At 68.2% G+C, this 22,456-nt stretch carries 20 protein-coding genes; 3 read left to right on the top strand and 17 right to left on the bottom strand.

Going from position 1 to position 22,456, the window contains the following annotated elements; translation table 11 throughout:
* Positions 1-5 precede the first annotated feature (5 nt).
* The 3 genes from phoU to phoR are packed head-to-tail and all read left to right on the top strand — an operon-like array spanning position 6 to position 2,875.
* Positions 6-707 carry a phosphate signaling complex protein PhoU gene (phoU, locus tag AC07PT_RS17230; RefSeq protein WP_492346349.1) on the top strand — a complete coding sequence of 234 codons (702 nt, stop codon included), beginning with the start codon at positions 6-8 and terminating at the stop codon, positions 705-707.
* A 6-nt stretch (positions 708-713) separates the two neighbouring features.
* Positions 714-1,469: a phosphate regulon transcriptional regulator PhoB gene (gene phoB, locus AC07PT_RS17225; protein WP_494657477.1), complete on the top strand. Its 756-nt coding sequence runs from the start codon at positions 714-716 to the stop codon at positions 1,467-1,469.
* Positions 1,470-1,489: 20 nt separating this feature from the next.
* Positions 1,490-2,875, top strand: a complete 1,386-nt coding sequence (gene phoR / locus AC07PT_RS17220) for a phosphate regulon sensor histidine kinase PhoR (protein ID WP_494657476.1) — start codon at positions 1,490-1,492, stop codon at positions 2,873-2,875.
* Here the strand turns inward: phoR and AC07PT_RS17215 are convergent.
* From AC07PT_RS17215 to AC07PT_RS17135, 17 genes are all read right to left on the bottom strand, one after another.
* On the bottom strand, positions 2,823-4,172 hold the full coding sequence (locus tag AC07PT_RS17215; protein WP_494657475.1) for an MATE family efflux transporter: 1,350 nt from the start codon (positions 4,170-4,172) through the stop codon (positions 2,823-2,825). The genes phoR and AC07PT_RS17215 overlap by 53 nt on opposite strands.
* A 2-nt stretch (positions 4,173-4,174) precedes the next feature.
* Entirely contained in the window at positions 4,175-5,878 is a 1,704-nt protein-coding gene (locus AC07PT_RS17210; protein ID WP_494657474.1) for a glycosyltransferase family protein, read from the bottom strand.
* Positions 5,879-6,016: 138 nt separating this feature from the next.
* Positions 6,017-6,283, bottom strand: a complete 267-nt coding sequence (locus AC07PT_RS17205; protein ID WP_019573252.1) for a type B 50S ribosomal protein L31 — start codon at positions 6,281-6,283, stop codon at positions 6,017-6,019.
* Positions 6,284-6,409: 126 nt separating this feature from the next.
* Positions 6,410-7,726, bottom strand: coding sequence for an ArgE/DapE family deacylase (locus tag AC07PT_RS17200; protein ID WP_494657473.1), 1,317 nt, complete (start codon positions 7,724-7,726; stop codon positions 6,410-6,412).
* A gap of 41 nt (positions 7,727-7,767) precedes the next feature.
* Positions 7,768-9,060, bottom strand: coding sequence for an aspartate aminotransferase family protein (locus tag AC07PT_RS17195; protein WP_492346354.1), 1,293 nt, complete (start codon positions 9,058-9,060; stop codon positions 7,768-7,770).
* Positions 9,061-9,071: 11 nt separating this feature from the next.
* Positions 9,072-10,184: a phosphotransferase gene (locus tag AC07PT_RS17190; protein WP_492346355.1), complete on the bottom strand. Its 1,113-nt coding sequence runs from the start codon at positions 10,182-10,184 to the stop codon at positions 9,072-9,074.
* Position 10,185: 1 nt separating this feature from the next.
* Positions 10,186-11,214, bottom strand: a complete 1,029-nt coding sequence (locus AC07PT_RS17185) for a histone deacetylase family protein (protein ID WP_494657472.1) — start codon at positions 11,212-11,214, stop codon at positions 10,186-10,188.
* A 21-nt stretch (positions 11,215-11,235) separates the two neighbouring features.
* Positions 11,236-11,985: a GntR family transcriptional regulator gene (locus AC07PT_RS17180; protein WP_494657471.1), complete on the bottom strand. Its 750-nt coding sequence runs from the start codon at positions 11,983-11,985 to the stop codon at positions 11,236-11,238.
* Positions 11,986-12,028: 43 nt separating this feature from the next.
* On the bottom strand, positions 12,029-12,940 hold the full coding sequence (locus tag AC07PT_RS17175; RefSeq protein WP_494657470.1) for a DMT family transporter: 912 nt from the start codon (positions 12,938-12,940) through the stop codon (positions 12,029-12,031).
* Positions 12,933-13,985: a histone deacetylase family protein gene (locus tag AC07PT_RS17170; RefSeq protein ID WP_494657469.1), complete on the bottom strand. Its 1,053-nt coding sequence runs from the start codon at positions 13,983-13,985 to the stop codon at positions 12,933-12,935. Before AC07PT_RS17170 ends, AC07PT_RS17175 begins: the two co-directional genes overlap by 8 nt.
* A gap of 44 nt (positions 13,986-14,029) precedes the next feature.
* Positions 14,030-15,397 carry an aspartate aminotransferase family protein gene (locus AC07PT_RS17165; protein WP_494657468.1) on the bottom strand — a complete coding sequence of 456 codons (1,368 nt, stop codon included), beginning with the start codon at positions 15,395-15,397 and terminating at the stop codon, positions 14,030-14,032.
* Between the two features lie 36 nt (positions 15,398-15,433).
* A complete protein-coding gene (locus tag AC07PT_RS17160; protein WP_492346361.1) occupies positions 15,434-16,378 on the bottom strand; it encodes a 2-hydroxyacid dehydrogenase in 945 nt (314 codons plus the stop codon).
* A gap of 13 nt (positions 16,379-16,391) precedes the next feature.
* On the bottom strand, positions 16,392-18,023 hold the full coding sequence (locus AC07PT_RS17155; RefSeq protein ID WP_492346666.1) for an ABC transporter ATP-binding protein: 1,632 nt from the start codon (positions 18,021-18,023) through the stop codon (positions 16,392-16,394).
* Between the two features lie 110 nt (positions 18,024-18,133).
* Positions 18,134-18,985 carry an ABC transporter permease gene (locus AC07PT_RS17150; protein WP_492346362.1) on the bottom strand — a complete coding sequence of 284 codons (852 nt, stop codon included), beginning with the start codon at positions 18,983-18,985 and terminating at the stop codon, positions 18,134-18,136.
* 8 nt (positions 18,986-18,993) lie between these two features.
* A complete protein-coding gene (locus AC07PT_RS17145; RefSeq protein ID WP_492346363.1) occupies positions 18,994-19,968 on the bottom strand; it encodes an ABC transporter permease in 975 nt (324 codons plus the stop codon).
* A 50-nt stretch (positions 19,969-20,018) separates the two neighbouring features.
* Positions 20,019-21,584 carry an ABC transporter substrate-binding protein gene (locus tag AC07PT_RS17140; protein WP_492346364.1) on the bottom strand — a complete coding sequence of 522 codons (1,566 nt, stop codon included), beginning with the start codon at positions 21,582-21,584 and terminating at the stop codon, positions 20,019-20,021.
* Positions 21,585-21,649: 65 nt separating this feature from the next.
* The gene (locus tag AC07PT_RS17135) at positions 21,650-22,435 is read right to left on the bottom strand and encodes a class II aldolase/adducin family protein (protein ID WP_492346365.1); all 786 of its coding nucleotides are present in this window, start codon (positions 22,433-22,435) and stop codon (positions 21,650-21,652) included.
* Between the last annotated feature and the right edge of the window lie 21 nt (positions 22,436-22,456).

Genomic DNA, 22,456 nt, shown 5'->3' with positions numbered 1-22,456 from the left:
GCAGCATGCCTGAAAAACATCTTTCCACCCAGTTCGACAGTGATCTCAACGGCGTTTCGTCGCGGGTCATGGAGCTGGGCGGCCTGGTTGAATCCCAGATCCATCAAGCCATCTACTCGCTGTCGAACTTCAGCACCGAGGCTGCGGCCCAGGTGATCGATATCGAACAGCGGGTCAATGCCATGGAGATCGAGATCGACCGAGATCTCGCCTCCATCATTGCGCGGCGCCAGCCCACGGCGCGCGACCTGCGCCTGTTGCTGGCCATCTCCAAGACCACGGCCAACCTGGAGCGCGTGGGCGACGAGGCCAGCAAGATCGCCCGCATGGTCAAGTCGATCATCGAAAGCGGCTCGGCCCGCCAACTGCCTTCCACCGACCTGCGTGTGGCGGCGGACTTGGCGGCCGGCCTGCTGCGCAAGGCGCTCGACGCCTTTGCCCGGCTTGACACCTCCACGGCCGTGGCCATTCTCAAAGAGGATGACCTGATCGACCGCGAGTTCGACGGTTTCGTGCGCAAGCTCATCACCTACATGATGGAAGACCCCCGCACGATCTCGCCCAGCCTGGATCTGCTGTTCCTGGCCAAGGCCATCGAGCGCATCGGTGACCATGCCAAGAACATTGCCGAGTTCATCATTTACGTTGTCAAGGGCACGGATGTGCGCCACGCGTCCATCGACGACGTGGAGTCCGCCGTCCGGTGATCTGCCATGAAGAAGCTGCCCCATATCCTGATCGTTGAAGATGAGCCGGCGATTGCCGAGCTGATCGCGGTCAACCTGCGCCACAACGGCTTTCAGCCGGTGTGGGCCGAAGACGGCATTTCGGCCCAGCGCGAGCTGGATGCCGTGCTGCCCGATGTCATCCTGCTGGACTGGATGCTGCCCGGCCAGAGCGGTGTGGCCCTGGCGCGCAAACGGCGCGCCGACGCCCGCACCAAGGGTGTCCCGATCCTGATGCTGACCGCGCGCGGCGACGAGTCCGACAAGGTGGCGGGTCTTGACGCGGGTGCCGACGACTACATCACCAAGCCCTTTTCCACCCAGGAGTTGCTGGCGCGCATCCGTGCCGTGCTGCGCCGCCGGGCCCCGGAGCAGGTGTCCGACACGGTGACCATCGGTGAACTGGTGCTCGATGCAGCCACCTACCGGGTCACGTTCTCGGGCCAGCCGCTCAAGGTCGGCCCCACCGAGTTCAAGCTGCTGCACTACCTCATGAAGCATTCCGAGCGCGTGCACAGCCGTTCGCAATTGCTCGACAAGGTGTGGGGCGACCATGTGTTCATCGAAGAGCGCACTGTTGACGTGCACGTCAAACGCCTGCGTGAGGCCCTGGGTGGGGCCGGCACCATGGTCGAAACCGTGCGCGGCGCGGGCTACCGGCTCACTGGTCAGCCCCAGGTGGCGGTGTCTGCCCCCGCGTCGGTTGCTCCTGTGGCTTCTGCTGCGTCTATTGCTTCCGCCTGACGGCCTGACTGGCCTTTCTCATGACATTCCGGTTTTTGACTTTTGCCGGGGCCCAGCTGTTGGCGGTCCTGGCAGGGTGGTCGCTGGGCGACGCCCTGGGGGCCCTGCTGGCCTTGCTGCTGGGCACCTGGCTGTGGTTTCTGCTTGACCTTTGGCGTGGCCTGCGGGTGCGCCGCTGGTTGCGCAAAGGCCAACTCGATGAGGCCCCCGCCCTGGGCGGCCTGTGGGGCGAGGTGGCCGACCGGGCGCGACGCATGCTGCGCCAACTGGTCAAGAAGGCCGAGGACAGCGAAGCCCGGCTGCAGGAGTTTCTGCTGGCCATCCAGGCCTCGCCCAACGGCGTGGTGCTGCTGGACCCCGAAGGTCACATCGAATGGTGCAACCAGACCGCGGCCGAGCATTTCGGCTTCGATCCGGACCGGGACCTGATGCAGTCCATCGGCAACCTGTTGCGCGAGCCGGTTTTTGCCGCCTATTACGCCTCGCGTGACTACAGCCACGACATTGTGATGAACGGCCGCGGCAGCACCTTGTCCCGGCCGGTGCGCCTGTCGGTGCACCTGCACGGCTATGGCGAAGGACGGCGTCTGCTGTTGTCGCGCGACATCACCGCACTCGACCAGGCCGACGCCATGCGCCGTGACTTTGTGGCCAACGTGTCGCACGAAATTCGCACCCCATTGACGGTGCTGTCGGGTTTCATCGAGACCCTGCAGACCCTCAACCTCGAAAACCACGAGCGTCAGCACTACCTGAACCTGATGTCCCAGCAGGCCAGCCGCATGCAGACCGTGGTGAGCGACCTGCTCACGTTGTCGCGTCTGGAAGGCAGCCCGGCCCCGGGCTTGACCGAATGGGTGGGGGTGTTGGGGCTGCTCATGCACTGCGAGCAAGAGGCCCAGGCCCTGTCGGGCGTGATCGGCAGCCACAGCGGGCGGCGCCACCAGATCCACTTCGACATCGAAGCGGCCCGCGGCCTCGACCTGGCCGGTTCACACAACGAGTTGCAAAGCGCCTTGTCCAACCTGGTCAGCAATGCCGTGCGTTACACCCCGGGCGGCGGCAGCATCCAGGTCAGCTGGCACATGCTGCCGGACGGGCGCGCCGAGTTTGACGTGCGGGATTCTGGCCCTGGCATTGCGCCTGAGCACCTGCCGCGCCTTACCGAGCGCTTCTACCGCGTGGACCGCAGCCGCTCGCGTGAAACCGGTGGCACCGGCCTGGGCCTGGCCATCGTCAAGCACGTGGTGCAGCGCCACGGGGCCCAGCTCAACATCGAAAGCACGCTGGGTGTGGGCTCGCGGTTCTCGATCGTGTTCCCTGCCAGCCGCTTGCGGCAGGCCGTTCCCGCACTCACCGGGGCGATGCCAACGGGCGGTGCACCGCGCGCCAAAGAAGCGGCATGAAGATGGCCGCCACGGCGGCCAGTGCCACGGTGCTGCCAGCCCAGAAGGCATCAGGCCGTTCCCAGGGTGCCCAGCCGGCCAGGCCGCGGTAGGCCAGCCAGTAGCCGCCGCCCAGGCCGGCACCCCACAGCAAGGCGCCGTACACCACCAGCGTGACCACCGTCACGCGGTAGCAGCGCAGCACAAATACGCACAGGGTCTGGGCCGCATCGAACAGGTGGTACAGCGCCACCCACACCAGCAGGGGCGCGGCCTGGCGGGCTACCTCGGCCTGCTGGGTGTAGAGCCGGGGCAGCGCGGCATGGCCCAGCCACAGCGCGGTGGAGCACAGCGTGGCCAGACCCAGGGCCAGCAGCAAGCCGGTTCGGATCGCCTGCCGGGCCCGGGCCGGCTGGCGCCCCCCCAGCCAGTAGCTGGTGCGGGCACTGGTGGCGATGGCGATCGACAAGGGCACCATGTAAAGCACGGCCACCAGGTTGGCCGCAATCTGGTGGCTGGCCGCCGCGGTGGTGCCCAGGCGGGCAACGAACAGCGCCATCAGCGTGAAGGAGGTCACCTCGACCAGGATGGACAGGCCGGCCGGCAGCCCCAGGCGCAGAAACTGGCCCAACTGCTGCCAGTCGGGGGGCTCGGGCCGTTGCCACAGGCGGTAGGGGTGATAGACCGTCTGCCGGCTCAGCATCAGCGCAGCCAGGGCGGCCATCGCGCCATTCACGGCCAGGGTGGCCCAGGCGCAGCCCGTGGCCCCCTGTGCGGTGACACCGGCGCCGCCCCAAGCCCACCACATCGACAGCGGCACCTTCAGCGCCAGCCCCGCCAACTGCAGCCAGGTGACCAGGCGCGGCAGGTGCAGGGCCTGGTTCAGCGTGCTGTAGACGCGAAACAGCAGCGCCGGCGGCAATGCCAGGGCCAGCACTTGCAGGTAATGGCCCACATCGGCGCGCAGCTCGTCGGGCACCCCGGTCCAGCGCAGCAAGGCGTCGGGCTGGAGCAGCACGCCCATGCCCAGCACCGAAGCGACCGCACACAGGTACAGCGACTGGCGCACCGAACGCCCCACCGCCAGCGGGCGCTCTGCGCCTTCCAATTCGGCCCAGACTGGCAGCAAGGCCTGCAGCACCCCCATCAAGCCCACGTAGACGCTGATGTACACGGCCGAACCCACGGCCAGCGCGGCCAGGGCCTCGGGTGAATGGCGGCCGGCCACCAGGGTGTCGGTGACGCCGAAGGCCATCACGGCCAATTGGCCGGCCAGCACCGTGCCCGCATGGCGGGCAATCAGGCGCAACTCGCTCAAGTTCAGCTCCCGACCCGGCGGTAGACCAGCACGGATTCGCGCTGCTCACCCTGGCGCCACACATTGGTTTCGTAAATCCAGTTCGGGCCGTCGTGGGTTTCCAGCCAACCCACCAACTGGTTGCGGTCCACCAGCAGCCAGTCGCAGCGGGTGTTGGCGCCGGTGGGCACCAGGCGCAGATCGCCGTGCACCTGGAAGGCTGCCGTCTGGTCGGGGCTCAGGCCGTAGACCTCGGCGCAGGTGGCCGTGCCCATCAGGGCCCGCGCCGACTGCACCATGCTGGCGTAGCTCAGCGCGTAATCGAGCAGGGGCAGCCACAGCGTCATCAGCAGGATCCAGCCCAGTGCGGCACCGCTGGCGGGCAGCACCAGGCTCTTCCAGATCGCGGCGCGGTGGCGGCCGGCACGCCATTTCACCAGCCACAGCCAGGCGCCGGTGGCGGCCACTGCACACAGCAGGGGGAACCACGACAGCTCGGGCCGGAATCCAGGCGCCAGCCGTGCCACATTGGCCGCCGGTTGCGCCGGAAAGCCGGTTTGCATGGCCAGCCACACCACCCAGATCACCAGCGCGGCGCTGGTAAAGAACAGCAGCGTGAACCAATCGATCAGTGCCCCCATGCTGCGGCTCAACGTGGGCAGGGCAAAGGCGGCCAGGGTGGCCAATGCCGGCAGGCCGAGCAGCAGCGCCCGGTCGGCTGGCGGGGTGGTGAAGGTGATCACCACCGACACGGCCACGAAGCAGATGGGCAGCCCCAGGTGCAAAGGCCATGGGTCCGTGCGCAGGTGATGGCGCCAGCGCCACAGCGACCACAGCGCCAGCGGCCAGGCAGGCCAGGCAAACCACAGCAGCAGGCGGGCCAGGCTGCGCGCCTCGCCAAAGCTGGGCCACACCATGCGCCAGTGCGCCAGATTCAGCTGATAGACCAGCACGCCCACGCCAGCCGTCACGCAGGCGGCAGCCAGCGAGGCCTCGCGGGGCCACGCCGGGCGTTGGCGGCCTTCGGTGTCGGCATCGGTCTGCAGGCGGATCAGTACCGCGCTGGCCGCCCCAAGCACCAGTGCCACAGTGGGGGCGCCGCTCAGGGCCAGGCCAGCCAGCCCCAGCACCAGGGCCGTCAGCGGGGCCCAGCGCCGATAGGGGCTGGCGGCGACCGCATAGAAGGTGAGCGTGGTGCAGGTGAGTTGGGCCAGGTAAGAGGTGACTTCATGGCTGGGCCGGGCCAGACCCAGGCAGGCCATCAGCGCCAGCAGGCCGCCATCGGCCAGGGCGCGGGCGTAATCATTGGGGCGGGCCTCGCCTCCGAAGGCGAAGGCCACGGGTTGGGCCCGCGGGCTGCGGGCCAGGTAATACACGCCGTACCAGGTGGCCACCAGGGTCAGGGCCAGCATGGCCATGAAGGGCAAGCGGGTCACCAACTCGGGGGCCCAGCTGGCCGGCGCCAGTTGCAGCATCCAGGCGCCGATCCAGTAAGCCAGCAGGCCGTCGTTCTCGGGGGCCAGCCCGGCCAGGGTGGGCTGCAGCCAACTGGTGTGGCCGGCCGCCATTTCCATCATGTAGCCCAGTTCGGCGATGTCGGCGCCTTTCCAGGGCGCGCGGCCCCAGAAGCCGGCCAGCACGTAGGCGGCACACAGGCCGATCAGGGCCCAGCGGGGCAGGCGACGGACAGCGCTCTGGGCAACGATGGCGGGTGAGGTCGAGTTCAAGGTGCGGTTCGGGAAGTGTCGTGGCAACCGGGCCGCCCGCTGCGGGGGGCAAAATGCAGCGGGCAAGAAAAAAGGCAGCTCGGGGACCGGGCTGCCTTTTTAGCAGAAGTCGAAGCGGCGAGAGTCGCCGCCAATGACTTACTTGCTGGCGGTGGCCAGCTTGCCGAAACGGTTGCGGAAGCGTTCGACGCGACCACCCATGTTGTCCACCGACTTTTGGGTGCCGGTGTAGAAGGGGTGGGATTCGCTGGAAGTGTCCAGCTTGAACAGGGGCAGTTCGCGACCGTCTTCGGTCTTGCCCATTTCCTTGGTGTTCACGCAGGAACGGGTCACAAACTTGAAACCGTTGGAGAGGTCCACAAACAGGACTTCGCGGTAGTTCGGGTGAATGCCTTCTTTGGCCATGGTCTTACCTTTTAGGAAGTTGCGAGAGCCACTGCACAAACCACTGCACAGCACTTTTCGCCAAAAGCCCTCGATTATCCCATTTTTCTGACCAGCGGCTCAAGGCATTTTTGTCCTCAACCCGGTTTATATCGGTTCCACCCCGCACCAATTCACCAGATAGTGGGCCAGCGTCAGGGTGACCCGGCGCATGCTGGCCAGTGAAACGGCCTCGTCGATGCCATGGATGTCGCGTGCCAGCGGGCCGTAATTGGTGACCGGGATGTCGGTCATCAGGCTGAAGTGCCGGCCGTCGGTAGTGGCGGTGCAGGCCAGGCGCTCGGCCTCGCGGCCGTTCACCGCCCGGTGGGCCTGGGCCAGCGCCTGCATGGCCGGGTGATCGAGGTCATACACACAGCCTGGCGAGCGATGGCCTTGGGTGCTGATCTCGACTTGCAGGGCCGGGTTCAGGGCCTGGGCCTTGGCGCGCAAGCGCTGGCTGATCAGGGCCACCGCGGCATCGGGTTCGGTGCCTGGGTAGTAGCTGCAACGCAGGCCCAGGGTGCAGGTGCAAGGCACGGAGGAGTTCCATTCACCCCCCTCGATGCGCCCCAGGTTGAAGTTGATCGGGTGGGCCACGTCCCGGAAGGCCGGGTGGCGGTTCTCCGGTGCATTCCATTCGGCTTCCAGCAGCTTCAGGTCGGCCATCAGTTCGTGGGCCGCCTCGATGGGGTTCAGGCCCTGGCCCATGTAGGCCACATGGGCCGGCCGCCCGGTCAGGGTGACGAACAGCCAGCTCACACCCACCTGGGCCGCCATCAGGGTTTCGGCAAAGGGCTCGGGGATGATCACCGCGTCAAAGTCGGTCAGGCGCGCCTTGGCCAGGGCGTTCTGCAGGGCATGTACCGTGGCCAAGGTGCCGTTGCCGGTGTTCTCTTCGTCCAGCACGGCATTGAAGCCCACCACCCCGGCCGGTTGCAGGCCGAGCCGGCGCAAGGCCTTGAAGGCCATCAGGGCGCAGACGATGCCCCCCTTCATGTCGCCCGCGCCCCGGCCAAACAGCCAGTCGTCCTTCACATGGGGCTGGAAGGGCGGTGCGCTCCAGAGGGCCTCAGGGCCGGTCGGCACCACATCCAGGTGCCCGTTGAACAGCACTGAGCGCCCGCGAGGGCCTTGCTTGTTGCGTGGCAGGTGCCGGGCCAGCAGGTTGTAGCGCCCGCCATCGGGGTCGCAGGGGCAGGAGAACAGGGGCGAGCGACGGATGCGATCGCTGTCGAGCACGATGCGTTCGCAGTCCAGGCCCAGGGCTCGCAGTTGGGCCTCCAGAAAATCGGCGGCCGGCTGCTCGGCCCCTGAGGGGCTGCGCGCTGCCACGAAGGCACTCAGGGTGTCGATCATCTCGGCGTCGAGTTGCGCCACGGCCTGTTGCAGCGCTGCGGCTGTCGGTGCGGGGTGAGAGGTCATTTCGGGGCCATTCAAATGGAGAGGTGATGGGAAGTTGGGCCTCAGCCGCCGTCTTTCAGCACACCATCCAGCTTGTCGATCAGCTCGTCGGCGTTGGTTTTTGAAAACACCAGGGGCGGGCGGATCTTCAGGCAGTTGGCCTGCGGGCCCGAGGCGCTGAGCAGCACGCCGGCGCGGCGCAGGCCGTTCACCACCCGGGCGGCCAGCGGGCCGTCTGCCTGCTGGCGGGCCCGGTCATTCACCAGCTCCACGCTCACGAACAGGCCGGCACCGCGCACATCCCCCACCGCCTCATGGCGGGCGGCCAGTGACTGCAGGCCATCGCGCAGGTACTGGCCCACGGCCAGGGCGTTGGCCTGCAGGGCCTCTTGCTCGATCACGTCGAGCACGGCGCTGGCCACTGCCATCGACACCGGGTTGCCGCCAAAGGTATTGAAGTAACGGCACTCGCGCCCGAAGGCGGCCAGCACCTCGGGCCGCACGGCCAGGCCCGCCACCGGGTGGCCGTTGCCCATGGGCTTGCCCAGGGTCACGATGTCGGGCACCAGGCCGTGGCGTTCAAAGCCCCAGAAGGCCTCGCCCGTGCGGCCGAAGCCGGGCTGCACCTCGTCAGCGATGAACAGGCCGCCAGCCTCGCGCATGGCCTGCACGGCGGGCTGCAGAAAGCCTGCCGGGGCGGTGCACAGTCCGTCGCTGGAGAACACCGTGTCGACCAGCAGGGCCGCGGGGCGCAGGCCCTGGGCTTGCAGGTCGGCGATGGCGGCGCGCACATCGCGGGCCAGGCGTTGGCCCAGATCAGTGGCAGGCTCACGGTAGCTGTCGGGGGCGGCCACGGTGCGCACGGCGGCGCCCAGCTTCATGCCGGCCCCCAGCGAGGGCGAGGCCTCGGCCAGCACGGTGGTCACGCCGTGATAAGCCCAGCGGGTGATGACCACGCCCTGCGCCCCGGTGTGGGCGCGTGCGATGCGCAGCGCCAGGTCATTGGCCTCGCTGCCGGTGCAGGTGAACATGGCCTGGCCCAGCTCGCTGGGCAGGTGGCCCAGCAGGCGCTCGGCGTAGTCAAGCACGCCCTCGTGCAGGTAGCGGGTGTGGGTGTTGAGCTGGGCCGCCTGGCGGGCCAGGGCTTGCACCACCTGGGGGTGGGCGTGGCCCACGCTGGCCACGTTGTTGTAGGCATCCAGGTAGCGGCGTCCCTGGGCGTCGTACAGCCAAACCCCTTCACCGCGCACCAGGTGCAGAGGTTCTTCGTAGAAAAGGCGGTAGGCGGGGCCCAGCAGGCGGGCGCGGCGTTCCAGCAGGGCGGCGGTGTCGGACGATGCGGTGGGGTGGTGCATGGGGATGACTTTCAGCCGCAGGCTTGCCGAAGTGCGGCCTCGGCCTGGGTCGGGGTGGCGGAATCCAGGGCTTGCAGGCGGGCCCAGGAAATGGCGTTGTTGCGCAGCAGGTAAGGCGCGTTGTCGGGTTGGCGGGCGGCGCGCCAGCCGCTGATGGCCACCACCATCACCAGGCGGGCCCGCACCAGATCGGTCAGCAGTTCCAGCTCCAGCGGCTGCAGCGGCCATTCAGCGTGGTAGGCCGCGGCAAAGCCCGCGATGGCCGCCAGCGCCTGGGGGGCACCTCCCTCACCGCGCGCATCCAGCTGGTACGAAGCGGCCACGGCCAGGTCGTTCACGCGGGGGCCCATCACCACATCGCCAAAGTCAAGGATGCCACTGACCTGATCGGTGTGCTGTGCATTGACCAGCAGGTTGTAGAGATTGAAGTCGTTGTGGATGGCCTGACGTGGCAGGTGGCCCAGCCGGGGCAGCACGCGCTCGACAAAGCCGTCAAGGGCCCGGTGGGCCAGGGCCTGACGGGCCGGGTCGTTCACATGCACCAGCAGGCCTCGCACCAGGTCGGCACGCTGGATGTCCCAGGGCAGGGCCTGCTCGCCGGCCGGGTGACTGACGTCGGCCAGGGCATGGTCCAGGCGGGCCAGCAGGCGGGCCACGTTCAGGCGCTGGGCCTCGGAGCGTGGGGCCTGGGGCATGGGCAGCCCTTCCAGGTAGCTGAACAGGCGCACCACGCGATGGCCTCCGTCGGGCCAGTCCAGGGTCAGGCTGGGCTGGCCGTTGACCGTGGGCAGCAGGCGCTGCACCGGCAGCTCGGGGGCCCGGCTCGCCAGGTGCAGCAGCACCTGGGTCTGAAAATCGGCCACCAGCGCGCTTTCCTGGGGGTGCGAGATCTTCAGCATGCAGGCGGCTCCCTGCCGGGGCCGGACCAGGAAGTTGGCGTCGCGTTCGCCGCTGAGGGCCTGCAATTCAAGCTCGTGCAGGCCATAGTGCTGGCGCAGCAGCCCACGGGCCTCGTCCAGGGAGACCGGGGCGGGGGGCGCGCTCAGCAGGGCGGCGCCGGGCAGCAGGGCCGCGCTGTCGTGTGCCGGGTGTTTCAGGGGGGCAGCGGGTGCGAGCGTGCTCATCTCAAGCCACCGACTCAAAGCCGCGCAGGGCGCTCACCAGGTTGGGCCCCAGGTCATCGCCCAGGTAGCCGCCCTCCTGCACCAGCACGGTGGGCAGGCCCAGGCGGGCGATCTCGGCCGTGATGCGGGCAAAGCCCGGGGTGCTGACCGCCAGCATGCGGTAGGGGTCGTTTTCGTGGGCGTCCAGTCCCAGCGCCACCACCAGGGCGCCGGGGGCGTAGGCACGCAGGCTGTTCAGGGCCTTCTGAAGGGTTTGCAGGTAGCCTTCATCGCCCGTGCCACGCGGCAAGGGCAGGTTGATGTTGTAGCCCAGGCCCTCGCCCTCGCCGTGCTCATGGGCATGCCCTGTGAAGTAGGGTGTGCACACGTGGGGGTCGGCATGCAGCGAGACGGTCAGCACATCCTTGCGGCGCCAGAAAATGCCCTGGGTCCCGTTGCCGTGGTGCACGTCGATGTCCAGCACGGCCACCCGGGCATGGCGCTGGCGCAAGTGCTGGGCCGCGATGGCGCTGTTGTTGAGGTAGCAAAAGCCGTTCGCCCGGTCGGTGTAGGCGTGGTGCCCCGGAGGGCGGCACAGCGCGTACACGGCGCGTTCACCGGCCAGCACCAGTTCGGCGGCGTGGGTGGCGCTGTGGGCTGCCGCGGTGGCCGCCTGCCAGGTGTGGCGGCCGATGCTGCAGGCGTTGTCGCCCATGTGGTAGCCGGCCTGGCCCACCAGGTGATCGGGGTAGGTGAAGGGCTGGCCCGGAAAGGGGTAGACGTTGGGCATCACCTCGTCGGAGGCGTTCTCGAGCTGCTGCCAGCGCTCCCAGGCGGTTTCGAGAAAGTGCAGGTACTGCGGTGTATGGATGGCGGCGCGCGGGCCGGGGCCATGGTCGTCCGGGGTCAGCACCGTGTGGCCGGCCCCCTGGGCTGCGGCCAGCAGCCGGGTGGCGCGTTCGGGTTGCTCGTTGCTGCGCTTCATGCGGCCGCGCACGATGAACTGTTGCGGGTCGTGGCCCTGGTGCTGGTCGGAGTGGACGATCTTCATGGCGTTGGAGCAGGGTGGAGGTCAGGGTGGGGTGGGGGGCGCCGTGGTGGCCCTGTGCTGGGCGTGCAGGAACAGGGCTTGCACGTGTTCCTGCCCCTCGATCAGGTGGTGACGCAGGGCGTGTTCGGCGGCGGCGGCATCGCGTCGGCGCATGGCGTCGATCACCGGGCGGTGCGACTCGGCGATCAGGTTCGGGTCGCGGTAGCTGCCCTCGGTCAGGGCCAGGATCATGCGGATCTCGGTCTGCATGTTGCTGAACAGCCGGTGCAGGTAGGCGTTGCCTGAGATCTCACAGATGCAGGCGTGGATGCCCAGGTCCAGGGCCACGCGCTCGGCCTGACCCAGGTGCGGGGCCTGGGCCACCATGTGGTCGACGCGGGCCTGCAGTTGCGCCAGTTGTTCGTCGCTGGCCTGGCGGCAGGCCAGGCCGGTGGCCAGGACCTCCAGCCCGATGCGCACCTGGAACAGGTCGTTGATCTGCTGCAGGTCCAGGGTGCGCACCGTGAAGCCATAGCGCGGGCGCGCCACCAACAGGCCCTGGCTTTCCAGGCGTCGGGCGGCTTCACGCACCGGGGCACGGCTGACACCCATCTGGCGCGCCAGTTCGGCCTCGACGATGCGGGCCCCGGGGGGCAGACGGCCTTCGACGATGGCCTGCTGCAACTGCGCCTCGACCACGGCCACCAGATCGGGCAGATCGATGGACGAAAAGCCGGGGGCAGCAGAGGGGACAGCGCGGGTTTCGGGTTGAGGGGCGGCGATGGGGTTCATGGTGTGGCGCGGCGTTGTCTCGACGGGGTCTTTGTCAGGGCCGTTACTTTAAGCGCCTGGGCAAGGCCAGATAGACCCCGGCCGCGCCGATCAGGGCCATGCCCCCCAGGGCCAGGGCGTCGGGCGGGCGCTGGAACCAGAAGGTGCTGATCAACACCGCCAACAGCAGTTGCAGGTAGTTCATCGGGGCCAGCACCGAGGCCGACACGCGTCGAAAGGCGGCCAACAGCAGCAACTGGGCCGCTCCGCTGACGAAGCCGCCGGCCACCAGCGCCGCCAGTTCAAGCCAGCCCGGCCAGGCCATGGGGCCGGTGAACAGGGCGGGCAGGTTGGTCACCACCAGGCACATGGCGGCCATGTAGGCGTATTGCGCAGGGGCCGGCACCAGGCCTGACAGGCGCCGCGTGAGTACCTGGAACAGGGCGTAGCACACGGCGGCCAGCGCCATCAGCAGCGTGCCGGCCAGGGGCAGGGCACTGCCTGGGCGCACGATCAGCAGCATGCCGGCAAAGCCGACCAGCACAGCCACCCACTGCACGCGCCCGACCTGCTCGCCCAGCACCCAGGGCGACAGGGCCACCATGATCAGCGGGGCGGTGAAGTAGATCGCGGTGGCCTCGGCCAGCGGCATGCTGGCCAACGCGGTCATGAAGCTGGTTGCCACGATGGCCAGCATGAGGCTGCGCAGGAACAGCAGCTTCTGATGCGGTTGGCGCCACAGCCGCCAGTCGCCATGCCGCCACAGCAGGACCGCGGCCATGCTGCCCACGGCCACGTAGCGGGTCAGGTTCATCAGCGTGGCCGGGTAATGGGCCAGCATGTGTTTGGCAAAGGCGTCGTAGCAGGCAAAGGCCAGCAGGGCGGCGAGGAACAGCAGCATGCCCTGGCGCTGTTGCGCCGCGGCAGCGGCCTGGGGCGCTGCCGCCTGAGCCCTTGGGGCGAGGGTGTCAGCCATGCAAGCCTTCCAGGAACGCCTTCAGGCCGGGGCCGATGGCCTCGACCATGTAGCCGCCCTCCTGCACCACCACGGTGGGCAGGCCCAGCTGGCGCACCCGGCGGCCGACGTCGCGGTAGGCGTCAAAGTCGAGCCGCAGCACGCTGATCGGGTCGTCCTTGTAGGTGTCAAAGCCCAGCGCCAGCACCAGGGCCTGGGGCGCGAAGGCTTGCAGCGCGGCTTGCGCCGCGTCCAGTGCCTGCGCGAACTCTGCGTTGCCGCTGCCGTGCGGCAGCGGCAGGTTCAGGTTGCAACCGGCACCGGGCCCGGTGCCGCGTTCTTCGGCGTAGCCGGTGTAGAACGGAAAGTACTGGGCCGGATCGGCGTGGGTGGAGACCGTCATCACCTCGGCGCGGTCGTAGAAGATGTTCTGGGTGCCGTCGCCGTGGTGTGCGTCTACATCAAGCACGGCCACGCGGCCGAAGTGTGCCTGCAGGCGTGCCGCTGCGCAGGCGTTGTTGTTGACAAAGCAAAAGCCACTGGCCCGGTCGTTGTGGGCGTGGTGGCCTGAGGGGCGGCACAGGGCGTAGGCGGCGGGGGCCCCGGCGATCACTGCGTCGGCGGCGGCCACTGCGCTGTGGGCCGAGCGCAGGATGGCGCGCCAACTGGGCGCGCCCATGGGGCAGGACAGGTCGCCCAGGTAGTAGCCGGTCTGGGCTACCAGCGAGGGCGAGGGGCAGGGCCTGCGGCGCAGGCCGGTTTGCGGTGCCGGGTACGGCGCCAGGTTGGGCAGCACCTCGATGCCGGGCTCGACGCCGGGGCGGCGCAGGGCTTGCCAGCGGTCCCAGGCGGTTTCCAGGTAGTCCAGGTAGTGCGGGGCATGCACCGCGGCCAGGGGCTCGCGGCCCAGCTCAGGGGGCTCGTGCACCGGCACGCCGCAGGCCTGCAGCGTGGCCTGCAGGGCGCTGGCCCGGCTGGGCAGGTCGGCGGCGGGCATCAGGCGGCCCAGGCGCATGAACTGCTGCGGCGTGTGCAGCATCTGGTCGGGCGAGAAGAAGGCTTGCATGGGGCGCTCCGGTGGCTTGGGGCGGTTCTGGCGGTTCTTGCGATTCAGGCGGGCAGGCTGGCTTCGAACAGGTCGAAGGCCTGGTCCAGGCGAGCGAACAGGGTGTCGAGTTCGGCGGCGCTGATGATCAAGGGCGGGCACAGGGCCACGGTGTCGCCCATGGCACGCACGATCAGGCCCTGCTCCTGGGCCAGTTGGGCCAGGCGCGGGCCGGCCTTGAGGGCGGGGGCAAAGGGCTGGCGGCTGGCTTTGTCGGCCACCAGCTCCAGGGCGCCGATCAGGCCCACGCCGCGGGCTTCGCCCACACAGCGGCGCTGGCCGAACTGGCGCAGGCGGGCCTGGAAGCCGGGCGCGAGTTCGCGCACCCGCTCCAGGATGTGGTCGTCCTCGTACACCTTCAGGGTTTCAAGCGCGATGGCCGAGGCCACCGGGTGGCCCGAGTAGGTATAGCCGTGACCGAAGGTGCCGATGCGCCCGCTGTTGGCGGCCAGGGCATCGTGGATGGCGGGCGACACCATCACGGCCGAGATCGGCACGTAGCCCGAGGACAAGGCCTTGGCACAGGTCAGGATGTCGGGCTGCAGGCCGAAGGTGGTGGAGCCGAACATGTTGCCGGTGCGGCCAAAGCCGCAGATCACCTCATCGGCCACCAGCAGCACCTGGTACTTGCGCAGCACCGCCTGCACTTTCTCGAAGTAGGTTTCGGGCGGCACGATCACGCCGCCCGCGCCCATCACCGGCTCGGCAAAGAAGGCGGCCACGGTGTCGGGGCCTTCCTGCAGGATGCGCTGCTCCAGCGAATCGGCCAGGCGGGTGGCAAAGTCGGCCTCGCTTTCACCGGGCAGGCCGTAGCGGTAGTGGTGCGGGCACTCGACATGGCTGATGCGGTCTATCGGCAGGTCGAAGTCCTGGTGGTTGGCCGGCAGGCCGCTGAGGCTGGCGGCCGCCACGGTCACCCCGTGGTAGGCACGCTGGCGTGCCAGGATCTTCTTCTTGGCCGGTTGGCCGATGGCGTTGTGGTAGTACCAGACCATCTTGACTGCGCTGTCATTGGCCTCGGAACCCGAGTTGGCAAAGAACACCCGGGCCATGGGCACCGGGGCCAGGGCCAGCAGCTTCTCGGCCAGTTGCGCCACGGCTGGGTTGGATCGGTGGTTGAAGGTGTGGTAGTACGGCAGGGTCTGCAGGGCCTGGGTGCCAGCCGCGATCAGACGCGGGTGGCTGAAGCCCAGCGAGCTGCACCACAGGCCCGACATGCCCTCGATGTAGCGGCGGCCCTGTTCGTCGATGACATGGATGCCGTCGCCACGGGTGATCACCAACGGGCCGACGTCGGCATGGGTGGCCAGGTTGGTGAAGGGGTGCAGGTGGGCCGCAATGTCTTTGGCGGCCAGCTCGCTGGGGGTGTTCATGTTGGGGCTTTCTTGGGGGCGGGAAGGTGTGGGGGCTCAGTAGCCGCGGCGCAGGTCCACCGCGACCTCGGCAGCGTGGCCAGCGTCGATCCGGGCCAGGTTGTCGGCGGTCTGGCGCGCGATGACCGAGGGGTCGGTGCGCGTGGCGATGTGCGGGGTGATGAGGATGCGTGGGTCGGCCCAGAACGGGTGTTCGGGCGGCAGGGGCTCCTGGGTCAGGGCGTCCAGGGTGGCGGCGGCGAGCTGGCCACTGGCCAGGGCGGCCAGCAGGTCGGCCTCGACCAGGTGGGCTCCGCGCCCGACATTGATCAGGTGGGCGCCTCGAGGCAGCTGATTGAACAAGGGCTGGCACAGGATGCCGCGGGTGTCTTCGGTGAGGGGGAGCAGGCACACCAGGGTGTCGCAACCGGCCAGGAACTCGGCCTGCCCGGCTTCGCCATGGAAGGCCTGCAGGCCGGCGGGCAGCCCGTTTTTAGGCGAGCGACTCCAGCCGCGCACGCTGTAGCCGATGCTCAACAGCGCCTCGGCGCAGGCCAGGCCCAGGGTGCCCAGGCCGGCGATGCCGACCCGGTGCTGGCGCGGTGGCTGCACCGGCTGCTCTTCCCAGCGGCGCGCGGCGGCACTGTGCAGGTAGGCCCCCATGTGACGCTGGTGCTGGATCACGGCCCAGGTGACGTAGGCGGTCATGCCCTGGCCCATGTCGGGGTCGATGATGCGGCACACCGGCAAAGCGGGCAGGGCCGGGTCGGCCGTGATGTGGTCGATGCCGGCACCCACCGACTGGATCAGGCGCAGCCGGGGCAGTCGGGCCAGCAGGCCCTCGGGCGGGTACCAGCAGACGGCGGCATCGATCTCCTCCAGGGGGCCCAGCTCGGTGCCCAGGCGCAGCCGCGCCTGGGGGAATTGGGCTCGGAAGGCGGGCAGCAGGTAGCTGAAGTCGAGGTTGCTGCTGAGAAAGGCGATGGTCAGGGGGGCGGACATGGCTGGGTCGGGCTCAGGCTTGGTGGGCATTCAGGCGCGGAATGGCATCGATCAGCCGGCGCGTGTAGTCGTGCTGTGGGTTGCCCAGCACCTCGGCACTGGGGCCGTACTCGACCACCTGGCCGCGTTGCATCACGGCGATGTGGTCGCACATCTCGCCGGCCACGCGCAGGTCGTGGGTGATGAACACCATGGCCAGCTGGAAGCGCTCACGCACTTCGGCAAACAGCTTGAGCACCTGGGCCTGCACCGACACGTCCAGGGCCGACACGGGCTCGTCGGCCACCAGCAGTTCGGGTTCCATGGCGAGGGCCCGGGCAATGCCGATGCGCTGGCGCTGGCCGCCTGAAAACTCGTGCGGAAAGCGGTCGGCGGCTTCGGGGCCCAGGCCCACCAGTTGCAACAGCTCCAGGGCCCGGGCCATGGCCACATCGCGGGGCACGCCCTGGGCGATGGGCCCGGCGGCCAGGGTGGGGCCGATGCGGTGGCGTGGATTGAGCGAGGCGTAGGGGTCTTGAAAGACCATCTGGATCTTGCCCTTGGCCTGCTGGCGCAGCGCTGCGCCCGACATCAGGTTGCGTCCCTTGAACAGGATGCGGCCCGATTCGAAGGGGGCCAGGCCGACGATGCAGCGGCCCACGCTCGATTTGCCCGAGCCCGACTCCCCCACCAGGCCCAGCGTCTGGCCGCGGCGCAGTTCGAAATTGACGTTTTTGGCCGCGCTGACCTGCCGCCCTTTGCGGAACAGACCGCCGCCCGAGGTGTAGGTCTTGCAAAGGTCCTGCACCTGCAGCACGTGCATCAGGTCGGGCTCGCCTTCGCGCACCAGCGGCGCACCCTGGGGAATGGCGGCAATCAGCTTGCGGGTGTAGGGGTGGCTGGGCTGGCTGAGCACCTGGCGGGCCGGGCCGGCCTCGACGACCTGGCCGGTCTGCATCACCACCACGTGGTCGGCGATCTCGGAGACGACGCCGAAGTCGTGGGTGATGAACAGCAGGGCCATGCCGCGGCGCTGTTGCAGCTCGCGCATCAGCTTGAGGATCTGCGCTTGCGTGGTGACGTCGAGTGCGGTGGTGGGTTCGTCGGCGATCAGCAGCCGGGGCTCCAGCAGCATGGCGCAGGCGATCATCACCCGCTGGCGCTGCCCACCGGAGAGGCGGAAGGGGTAGCTGTCGATCAGCAGGGCCGGGTCGGGCAGGCCCACATCGGCCAGGGCGGCCAGGATGCGGCTGCGTTTCTCGGCGGCACCGAGCTTCAAGTGGGCGTCAAACACCTCGGCCAGTTGCTCGCCAATGCGCATCACCGGGTTGAGGGCGGTCATGGGCTCCTGGAACACCATGCCGATGCGGTGCCCGCGCAGCTCGCGCATCTGGGCTTCGCTGAGTTGCAGCAGGTCTTGCCCGTCAAACAGGATCTGCCCAGCCACCGGCTCGACATGGGGGCGTGGCAGCAGGCCCATGATGGCATTGGCAATCATCGATTTGCCCGAGCCCGACTCGCCGACCACGCAAAGTGTCTGGCCGGCTTGGAGCGTGAAGGAGGCGCCTTGCACTGCCAGGCGACGGTCGCCGCCCGAGGGCAGCTTGATGTCAAGGCCGCGCACTTCCAGCACAGGGGTGTCGGGCAGGGGATCGTTGGCAGGCATGGGGTGGCTTCCGGTCAGGGCCTCGGCACGGGGCTGGGGGGTGGGCAGATCGTTGGGTAGATCGTGAGGCAGCGCGTTGGGCTTGGGGGTGTCTTGCATCACGGCGTTCATCAGCGTCTCCCATCGAGTCGGGCGTTCAGGCCATCGTTGAGCCCTTCGCCGACCAGGTTGAGGGCGAGCACGGTGAGCACGATGGCAGCGCCTGGAAACACTGCCATCCACCAGGCCTGGCGCAGCACGGTGCGGGCCGAGCCCACCATGTAGCCCCAGCTCATCTGGTTGGGGTCGCCCAGGCCCAGAAAGCTCAGGCTGGACTCCAGCAGGATCGCGGTGGCCACCATCAGCGACGCCATCACCACGATGGGCGAGGCCGCATTCGGCAGGATCTGCGTGAGGATGATGCGCGGCGTGCTTTGGCCGGACAGCTGGGCTGCGGCCACAAAGTCGCGCTGGCGCAGCGTGAGGAATTCACCGCGCACCAGGCGTGCCACGGGCGGCCACGAGACGATGGCGATGGCCGCCACGATGGACTTGACCGAGGGCTCGAAGATGGCCACCAGCACGATGGCCAGCGCAAAGCTGGGGATGGCCTGGAACAGCTCGGTGAAGCGCATCAGCGTGGCGTCCACCCAGCGCCCGAAGTAGCCGGCCACGGCACCGACGCTGACGCCGATCAGCAGCGACACCAGGGTGGAGACAATGCCGATCAGCAGCGAGACCCGTGCCCCCAGGACCACCCCTGACAGGATGTCGCGGCCCAGGGTGTCGGTGCCCAGCGCGAAGCCGCTTTGCTGTCCGGGCTGCAGAAAGGGCTGTTCGACCATGTCCCAGGGGTCGTGGGCCGCCAGCAGCGGCCCGAAGGCCACCACCAGCGCCACCAGCATCAGCACGATGAGGCCGAACAGGGCGCCGCGGTTGCGCCGGAAACGGCGCCAGAAAGAGTTCTTGGAGGGGGAGCTCATGGAGGACCTCAGGCCATTTCGATGCGCGGATCGACCAGGGTGTAGACCAGGTCGGTGAGCAGGTTGAACAGCACGGCCACCGCAGCGGTGACCAGAAAGCAGCCCAGCAGCAGGTTGTAGTCGCGCTGCAGCAGGGCGTCGAACATCAGCCGGCCGATGCCGGGCCAGGCAAACACGGTCTCGGTCAGCACGGCGCCACCGATCATCCCGCCGGCCTGGATGCCGGCCAGGGTGACCACGGGCAGCAGGGCGTTGCGCAGAATGTGGTTGCGCTGGATGCGGCCAGGGCGCACCCCCTTGGCGCGGGCCGTCTTGACGAAGTCCATCTGTGCCACCTCAAGCATCGAGGCACGGGTCATTCGGGCATAGACGGCCATGTAGAACAGGGCCAGTGTCAGCGCTGGCAGGATCAGGTGCTTGCCGATGTCCAGCACCTGATCCAGACCGCTGAGCTGGGTGCCCACGGTGAAGAAGCCGAAGCCCGGCAGCCAGTCCAGCTGCACGGTGAAGATCAGCACCGCCATCATGGCCAGCCAGTACAGCGGTGTGGCAAAGAAGATCAGCGCCACCACCGTGATGACACTGTCCTGCCAACTGCCCACCCTGCGGCTCGCCATGGCGCCCAGGGCCACGCCGAACAGCAGCGACAGGGCAAAGGCGCTGCCGGTCAGCAGCAAGGTGGCGGGCAGGCGGTCGGCGATCAACTTGAGCACGGGCTGCTGCTGGCGGTACGACCAGCCCAGGTCCAGCGTGGCCACGTGTCCCAGGTAGCTGCCGAGCTGGGTGGACAGGGGCTGGTCCAGCCCGAATTCCTTGCGCAGCTGGGCCACGAACTGGGCATCGGAGGCCCCGGCTTCGCCGGCCAGCACCGAGACCGGGTCCCCCGGGGCGGCTCGGATGAGCAGGAAGTTCACGGTGGCGATCAGCATCAGGGCCAGCAGGCCCTGCACGATGCGGGTGAGCATGTACTGCAGACGTTTCATGGGCAGATCCGGCAAGTGGGGGGCTCAGGGTGGGGGGCTCAGGGTTGAGGTCAGGTCAGTGAGGCGCGGCTCAGGCTGTCGTTCAGGCCGATGCCCGAGCTGATCGGGTTCTTGACCTTGCTGCGGTAAAGCGTGGGGAAGTTGATTTCGTGCAGCCAGGCCACGGGCACTTCTTCGAGCAGCAGCTTCTGTACTTCCAGGTAGGCCTTGGCGCGCGATTCGGGGTCGGTGGCGCGGGCGCCCGCTGCGAACAGGGCGTCGACGCGGCTGTTGCTGTAGCCCTCGACGTTGTTGAAGGGCGAGCCCTTGGCGATGTTGCTGCTGGTGTAGTTGCGGGCCACGCCGAGGGCGGGGTCACCGTACTGGTAGACGTAGGTGAAGGCGATGTCGTAGTCCCACTCGTTGAGGCGCTGGTTCCAGCCCGCCACGTCGGTGCCCGTGAGTTCGATCTTGATGCCGGCCTGGGTGAGGTTTTGCCGCACGATCTCGGCCTGGCGCTGCCAGGATTCGCCGTAGGGCAGGGGCAGCAGTTTCAGCGGCTCACCCTTGTAGCCCGATTCGGCCAGCAGCTGCTTGGCCTTCTCGAGGTTGCGCGGGTACTTGGCCACGTCGTCGCTGTAGTACTTGATGTGGCTGTTGAAGGGGCCGGTGGCGGGCTTGGCAAAGCCCTGCCAGGCGATCTTGGCCATGGCTTCGCGGTCGATGGCGAACATCACGGCCTGGCGGAACTTGACGTTGTTCATCGGGGCCTTGCGGTGGTTCAGCCACAACCACGAATGGGGCGAGAAGAACTCCCAGCCCTTGGTGGTCAGTGTGACCCCGGGCAGCTTGGACAGGCGCACCACGTCGAAGAACTCGACCGCGCCGCCAGGCACCACATCCACCTTGCCGGATTCGAAGGCGGCAGCCCGCGAGGCCGCGTCAGGGATCACGTGGAAGTACAGGCTTTCCAGCAGGGGCTGGCCGGGGGCATGGTAGGCCTCGTTGGCCACCAGCTGGATGTAAGAGCCCTTCACCCATTCCTTGAACTTGAAGGGGCCCGTGCCCATCGGCGTGGCGTTGGCCGGGTTGTTGGCAAAGTCGGTGCCTTCGTAGACATGCTTGGGCACCATGGGCATGGTGCCGGTCTCGAACAAGCCCAAAAAGGGGCCGAAGGGGTACTTGAGCTTGAACTCGACCGTCAGCGGGTCGATGGCCTTGACCGTGTCCAGGCACTCCAGATTGCCGCGCAGGCGGGCGTGGGTCTTGCGCAGGAACACGTCGACCGAGAACACCACATCGGCCGAGCTGAAGGGCTTGCCGTCGTGCCACTTCACGCCGGGCTTGAGCTTGAAGGTGTAGACCAGCCCATCCTTGCTCATGGTCCAGCTGGTGGCCAGCAGGGGCTGCGGGTTGAGCTTTTCGTCGTAGCGCAGCAGGCCCTCGTAGATGTTGCCCGCAATCAGCTGGGTGGGCCCGTTCTGCACCATGCCCAGCATCAGCCCCGGCGGCTCGGGCTGCACCAGAACGTTGAGCACACCGCCTTTGCGGTCCTGGGCGAGCACGCTCAGGGGGATGCCGGCAAGAGACAGGCCGAGTCCGCTGGCAGCGATTTGAAACACGTCACGACGCTTCATGGCAGGAGTCCTTTGTGGGTAGGGAGGGATGAGGGAGGGGTGGGGTGGTGGGGTTGAGTCGGGTTTCAATCGCGGAAGCTGCTGGGCGCGGGGCGCTCCAGGTGCTTGAGCAGGCCCAGCCATTCGCGCTGGTTGGGGTCGGCCTGGCCGGGCAGGCGGTTGCTGTCGCCGCTTTCGTACTGTCGGGCCGTGCGCTCGCAGACCTCGGGGGAAACGGGCCGGACAGCCTGGCCGCTGCCCTGGATGGCCAGTTGCACCCGGCAGGCGCGGTCCAGGTTGAGCATCAGGATCACGGCCTCGGAGACGGTGCGCCCCAGGGTCATGAGGCCGTGGTTGCGCAGGATCATGGCGCGGGCCGTGGGGCCCAGGTCGGCGATCAGGCGCTCGCGCTCATCCAGATCGAGCGCGATGCCCTCGAACTCGTGGTAGACGACCCGGTTGTAGAACTGCAGCGCCCACTGGTTGCACGGCTGCAGCCCGTCCTTCAGAGAAGACACCGCCACGCCAGCCACCGTGTGGGTGTGCAGCACGCATTGAGCATCGTGGCGGACCGAGTGCACCGCGCTGTGGATGGTGAAGCCGGCTGGGTTGACGTCGTAGGGCGAGGGCTCGATGACTCGCCCCTCCAGGTCGATCTTCACCAGCGATGAGGCGGTGATGTCGCGGAACAGCAGGCCGAAGGGGTTGATCAGGAACTGGTCCTCGGTGCCTGGAACGCGGGCCGAAATATGGGTATAGATGCTGTCATCCAGCCCGAAGTGGGCCATCAGGCGGTAAGCCGCGGCCAGGTCTTCGCGAACCTGTTGCTCGCTCTGGCCCGCTGCGGCGGTGGGTTTGGACAAGGTCGACATGCACGCTTCCTTCCAGTTGGC

The organism is Curvibacter sp. GW821-FHT09D12 (genome assembly GCF_059416245.1).
The sequence above is the reverse complement of the archived record's forward strand: the minus strand, read 5'-3'. Positions and strand labels throughout refer to the sequence as shown.